This window comes from Spirulina subsalsa PCC 9445 (genome assembly GCF_000314005.1).
GTDB lineage: Bacteria > Cyanobacteriota > Cyanobacteriia > Cyanobacteriales > Spirulinaceae > Spirulina_A > Spirulina_A subsalsa.
Genome location: NZ_JH980292.1, coordinates 1,429,244 through 1,435,993 on the forward strand (window position 1 = coordinate 1,429,244; position 6,750 = coordinate 1,435,993).

At 46.9% G+C, this 6,750-nt stretch carries 3 protein-coding genes; 1 reads left to right on the forward strand and 2 read right to left on the reverse strand.

What is annotated here, in order from left to right; genetic code table 11:
* Positions 1 to 6: 6 nt before the first annotated feature.
* A complete protein-coding gene (galT, locus tag SPI9445_RS0106730; RefSeq protein WP_017303971.1) occupies positions 7 to 1,005 on the forward strand; it encodes a galactose-1-phosphate uridylyltransferase in 999 nt (332 codons plus the stop codon).
* A 2-nt stretch (positions 1,006 to 1,007) separates the two neighbouring features.
* Here galT and SPI9445_RS0106735 read toward each other — a convergent pair whose 3' ends face one another.
* Positions 1,008 to 2,057 carry a GGDEF domain-containing response regulator gene (locus SPI9445_RS0106735; protein ID WP_017303972.1) on the reverse strand — a complete coding sequence of 350 codons (1,050 nt, stop codon included), beginning with the start codon at positions 2,055 to 2,057 and terminating at the stop codon, positions 1,008 to 1,010.
* 17 nt (positions 2,058 to 2,074) lie between these two features.
* Complete coding sequence (locus SPI9445_RS29135) at positions 2,075 to 6,709, reverse strand: PAS domain S-box protein (protein ID WP_164674476.1); 4,635 nt, start codon at positions 6,707 to 6,709, stop codon at positions 2,075 to 2,077.
* Positions 6,710 to 6,750 lie beyond the last annotated feature (41 nt).

The following is a 6,750-nucleotide window of genomic DNA, read 5'->3' on the forward strand; positions in this document are numbered from 1 at the left end:
AATATCATGAATAACAGTCACATCCGACTAAACGTGATTACCAAAGAATGGGTTATTTTTTCCCCCAGTCGTCGTCAACGTCCCCAAGACTTTCAACAAGATCCAAGTTTACACATCGAACCCCCTTGTTATGACCCGCACTGCCCCTTTTGTAACTTTTCTGAAGCATCTTCTGAAGTAGTGATTCTAGAAATTGCCAATCCGCAAAAAACGGGCTGGCAAACGAGAGTTGTTCCCAATAAATACCCCGCCTTAACACCAGATGCTAAAACTACCCGCCAACTCGATGGGATTTATTTATCTATGCCCGGTTATGGTTGCCATGAGGTAATTGTAGAAAGTCCAAAACATCATTTAGATATTGCAACAATGCCTTTACAAGAGGTCGAAATTGTGATAGAAACCTATCATCAACGCTATTATGATTTAATGGTAGCCCATCAGAATATGATGGCGATTATTTTTCGCAATCATGGCCATAAAGCCGGGGCTTCTTTACAACATCCCCACTCCCAAATTATTGTTACAGGGATGGTTCCCCAACATATTCGCTATGCTGAACAGGAAGCACAACGCTATTATGATACTTGGTCAAAATGTTTGTATTGTGAGATTTTAGCCCATGAAAAACGGGAGGGAGTGCGCATAGTTGCCGAAAGCAATTTGTTTTTTGCTTTTATCCCTTTTGCGGCCGATGTTCCCTTTGAAATCTGGATTATGCCCAAGGTTCACCAGGCTGATTTTGGCAGTATTTCGGACGCGGAAAAGGTCGATTTTGCGGCTATTTTAAGGCGAGTATTACGGCAGTTAAAGACCAAATTAAACAACCCCGATTATAATTATGTCATTAATACGGCCGCTCGCTATAAAGCCGAAGAACCTCAAGTTCATTGGTATTGTCAAATTCGCCCCCGTTTAACTACACCTGCGGGGTTTGAAATTGGGTCTGGGATTAGTATTAATCCTTCTTTACCGGAGTCTGATGCGGAATATTTACGATCTTAATACTAGGGTTCATAACATCTAACTTGATTTTTCCCTTCAGATTTAGCCACATAAAGGGCTTTATCGGCCTTATAAATTAAGTTTTCTATCCGAGATTGAGTATCTGGGATTTGGGTAGCTACTCCTAAACTGAGGGTGACATAGGGAACAACAGAAGAGGCACAATGGGGGATTTTAAGCTCAAAAACCGCTTGACAGAGGGTTTGTGCAACAGTCACGGCTTCATTTTGGTCTGTGTTGGGTAATAAAATAATAAACTCTTCTCCACCATAGCGGGCAATTAAATCATGGGACTGCTTGAGTTGAACTTTAATGATATGGGCGACTTTAATTAAGCACTCATCTCCGGCTTGATGCCCATAGGTATCATTATAGGGTTTAAAGTTATCAACATCACATAAAATAATAGAACAAGGTTTTTTTTCTCTCAGCATTCTACGCCATTCTAGTGCTACAATGCTATCAAATTTTCTCCGATTAGCAACTCCGGTTAAACTGTCATAATGAGCCATGTCTTTGAGCCTTTTATTCGCAATTTGTAAGGCATTTTCAACGGCATGACGACGTAAAATTTCTGCTTCATGTTCTTGAATTTTTTCTTGAAGCTTTTGGTTTTTTTCTTGAAGCGCATCGACCAATTGAGCATGAGCTTTTTGTAAAAACCTCAGTTGTAAATGGGTATCAATCCTTGCTTGAACTTCGGCAATATGGAACGGTTTTGTAATATAATCAACTCCCCCAACGGCAAAGGCTTGTAGTTTCTGCTCAACTTGATTGTAAGCACTTAAAAAAATAACTGGAATGTCTTCGATTTCGGGCATGGTTTTCAGTTGCTGACAAACTTCATAACCGTTCATCTTAGGTAAACCAATGTCTAATAAAATGAGATCGGGTATGGTCTTTTGAACAACTTTTAAGGCCATTTCCCCTGTAATAACTTTACGAACTTTATAACCTTGTTGCTCCAACATAGTCGCTAGTAAACGCAAGTTCTCTGGGGTATCATCAACGATTAGTATATCCGGTTGGTTTGTTGGGAGATGAGCAACCATTAGAGGCTTCCCTTGAATTAGGACGAGGGTCTGTCAAATTGTTGTAAAAGTTGAGCCGTGGCTTCGAGAATTCTCTCAAATTGAAAGTTTTTGACTAATTGTATTAAACTAGCAGCCAGTTCTGAATTGGGGTAAGGAATTTCTTGGATCAAGGAAAAAATATGCTCTTCATCCGCAATGCTCACAGCTTCTTCAAAATGTTTGAGCCAAGGCTGTGGTTGTTGTTGGAGTTGGGCAATCCAAGCATCAGATGAGGGTTGAACTTTAGTTAATTCTACTTCTAGACTATCGTATTCTGAGGTCACAAGGGAGTTGCTACTATAAGAATATTCTACGCCTAAATGTTCTTGTATTTTGGCTAAGATATGGTTTTTTAGGAAGGGTTTACTGAGAAAATCATCACATCCGGCATCTAAAACAGCTTGTCGTTGTTGTTCAAAGGCGCTGGCGGTGAGGGCGATAATTTTAACGGGGGGCTGAGTGTGGGGGGGGAGTTGGCGTTCTTGCTGGCGAATTTGTCGGGTGGCTTCGTAGCCGTCCATGACGGGCATCCGAATGTCCATCCAGATGAGATGGGGGTGCCAGGTTTGCCAGAGGGCGATCGCTTTTTCCCCATTTTCGGCTTCTTCAATCTCGAATCCCAAGGGACTGAGGATAGAACGCAACAGGTGACGATTGACGGCAATATCTTCCACAATTAAAATCCGCCATGAGGGCTGATGGGGGGCGAGGCTAATAATGGTTGGGGTGTCAGAGGAGGGGGACTGAAATTCTTTGGGAGTCGGGAGACACAGAGAAAAGCGGAAACAGGTTTCTTGGGGGTTGGTTTCAGGACAGGGAACGAGGGTAGGAGGGTGTTCCGGGGGAGATACTAGCCGCCAGTTGCGACTTTCAACGGCTATGTCACCCCCCATGAGTTGAATAAAACGGCGACTGATGGGTAAACCTAGACCTGTTCCCTGTTGGGAGTTGCGCCCGACTTCGGTTTGTACAAAGGGGTCAAAAATACGATTGAGGTCTTGGGGGGCGATGCCGGGGCCGGTGTCAATGACGGAAAATTCAAGGGGGATGAGGTGGGGATCATGGCTGGGTAGGGTTTGAAGCCGCAGGGTAATATAACCGTGCTGGGTGAATTTGGAGCTATTACTGAGCAAGTTCATGAGGATTTGTCGCAGTTTGCTGGCATCACCGAGGACAAACTGGGGTAGGTGGGGGGGGCGTTGGATGGTGAAGGTTAAGCCTTTGGTGTGGGCTTTGAGGTAGAACATACTGTGCAAGAGGTCGAGGAGTTCATGGAGGTTGAAGGGGGCGATATCTAGGGAGACTTGCCCGGCCTCCATTTTGGAGAGGTCGAGGATGTCGTTAATCAGGTCGAGGAGGTGTTCTCCGCTTTGTTGAATAATGCTGAGATAGTCTTTTTGTTCGGGGTTAAGGTTGGACTCTTGATGGAGGATTTGGCTAAACCCGAGGATGGCGTTGAGGGGGGTGCGTAGTTCATGACTCATGGTGGCGAGAAATTGACTTTTGGCGAAGTTGGCGGCTTCGGCGGCTTCTTTGGCTTCTTGCAGGGCTTTTTCGGTGCGTTTGCGATCGCTAATATCCCGAATCATGAATAGAACCTCATCGTCCCCGCTAATGGTGACGCGGACTTCTTCTTGATAAATTTGACCGTTGAGGGTGAATTCCTGCTCGTAAATACACATTTCCCGCTTACTCAGAACTTGGGTCAGGACTTGTAAATGTCGGGTGGCAATTTCTGGGGGAACAACATCCATCAGGTGTCTGCCAATGCGTTGATGGTCAAAAAGTTGGGGGGAATTTTTGGCGGCGATAAAGTCCAAATAAATGCCATTGCGGTGGACGCGGAACATGAGGTCGGGGATGGCTTCGATAATGGCTCGATAGCGGAGTTCACTTTGTTGGAGCGCTCGGTCAAATTCTTGTAGTTGGTTTAACTGTTCTTGTAGGCGGTTTTGGAAGTTGATGGTTTCGGTAATATCGGTATGGGAGCCAATCATGCGCACCACTTCCCCGGCTTCGTTTTTGATGTGAATGGCACGGGAGAGGATATATACAATAGAGCGGTTTTTGTGATAAAACCGTTGGGTCATCAGGAAGCGGGGAACTCTCCCTTGGTTGTAGTCTTCCACCAGACCCAGGGCTAAAACTCGATCTTCAGGCAGGATGACTTTTTCCCAACTCTCCAAACTGTTGGGAAATTCATGATCTTGGTAGCCCAGCATTTCTTTCCAACGGGGGGAGAAATAAATGCTTTGTTGCTTAAAGTCCCAATCCCAGAACCCATCATTGGAGGCTTCAATGACTAATTCTAAACGGAGGAGGGTTTGCTGAAGTTGTTCCTCAATGCGTTCTCGTTGCTCAATCTCCCGTTGCAGTTGATAGTTCTGCTCATCAAGATAGAGTTTCTGTTGTTTTTCTTGTTCTAACAGGGAGGCCTGGGCGATCGCAATTCCCAAACTGGCCGCCACCGACTCGATCAACTCAATATCCTCGTTGTTCCACTCCCGGAAGATACAACACTGATGTAAACAAATTAAACCGTTGGGTTGGCCATTGTAGGAGGTGCGCACCGCCAGCATGGATTTAATCTCTAATTGCTCACAGAGATCATAATTACCCCTAAATAGAGGATCCTTGTAAACATTCGGGGTGACAACGGCTGCATCTTGAGTTAATACCGCCTGGACATGGGCATTGCCTTCTACGGGAATGGTAAAAGCGGCTAAGGATTGATAGGGGCCGACAAGATACTCCGCCACCAGAGGCACGCAAGGCAGAGGATCCGGGTAGTAAGTATGAATTAAACAGCGATCCACCTGTAACACTTGGCCTAATTGTTCGGCGGCGGTGTTGAAAATATGGTTCACATCCAAGCTGAGGCGGATTTTCTCGGTAATTTGTCGCAGGAGGAGGGTGCGATTTAACTGTTGGGTCAGGGATTCTAGGGCTTGACGGCGGCGGGTAATATCGGAGTAAATGCCAATGTAGTGGGTAACGTGGCCCCCTTGATCTCGCACTGGGGCAATGGAACAATCATTCCAGAACATTGAGCCATCTTGTCGATAATTGCGTAGAGTCACGCGACATTCTTGGGCGGCGGCTAAGGCCTCCCAAAGTTGCCGAGCGCCTATTTGTTCGATGTCTTGATCTTGCAAAAACAGGAAATTACGGCCGATGACTTCCGAGGACTGATAACCCGTGAGGGACTCAAAGGCGGGATTAACGTAAATGGCGGGATAGTCCCCTTGGGTGGCATCACTGATAATAATGCCATTGGGAGAAGCGGCGATCGCTCGTTCAAAAATCCGAAGCCGTTGTTCCTGTTGTTTGCGTTCCCGGATATCTTCCACCACGGCGATTAAATAATCCGGTTCTCCCCGAGTGGTACGCACAAGAGACAGGGTAGTATACACCCAAATCTCCTCCCCTCGGGCTGTTTTATAGCGTTTTTCACGGGTTAAGGGTTTTTCTTCTCCCCCCACCAAAGCCTGAACTTGTTGTTTTGTGAGCGGGATAAACTCATCAGCGATTAACTCATACCAAGGTTTCCCTAATAACTGGTCGGGCTGCTCTTGTAATAACTCACAGAGTTTAGAATTAACCTGCAAGAATTGCCCCTCTAGACTAATCAACGCCATCCCCACCCCAGCCACCTCAAAGGTCGCCCGAAAGCGTTTCTCGCTGGCTTGTAAGGCGGCGGCGGTGGCCTCTCGTTGGCGAATTTCGGCCTCTAGGCGACTGTTGCGCTCTTGGAGTAATTTGAGGTTTTTGTCCTGTAAGTCCTCCACTTGAGCCTGTAAACTAGCAATGATGTCATTAACATCATGGGGGTTCACCGCTTCTAAAACACTCGTCTGAGTCACCAGCCCTAATAATTCGCCCTGCTTCCCCACAATCACCACCCGCCGCATCCCACGCCGACACATGGCCTCATGGACTGTCCAGAGGGAGACATGGGGGGGGAGAGAAAAGACCGGAGAACTCATGACCTCCTTGGCTTTGACCTGACGGAGATCCTGATCATGCCATCGGACTAAATCCCGTTCCGTGATGATGCCCACGGGAATTTTAAGGGAGCGTTTCTGTCGTCGGACAGTTTTCACAATCACCACACAACTGATCTGATGGCTACTCATTAAGGTGGCAATGTTCAACAGGGAGGTGTGGGGAGGTGCATCAATGACGGAATCGGTCATGACCTCCTGAATTTGCCGAATCCGCAGGATATCTAAGGGCTGTAAAAACTGGCGCAAACTGGCTAGGGTAACAATGCCGTAGAGTTTGCCCTGGTCTAGAATGGGCAGATGGCGGATGTGGTGGGATTGGAGAATTTTCAGGGTAGAGACTAAATCCTGTAAGTCGGAGAGTTCGGCGGTGATTAACTGCCCTGTCATGAGGTCAGATACGGGAATTTCCGACCAACGGAGGTGGGGAGGATGGGCTAAACATCGCACGATGTCCCGTTCAGTGATAATGCCCTGTACGTTATCTTGGTCTAGGATTAGGGCATAACTGACCGGGGGCTGCCGTTGGGTCATGGCCGCAATAGTAGCCGCTAGGGAGGTGTTGGGGGCGATCGCTAAAGGAGCATCATCAACCCATGTTTTGCGTTCTGGAGCATCGTCTACCATGATTTTATCTATCACGGGGGGCAGGGGGGCAGGGGAGCAGG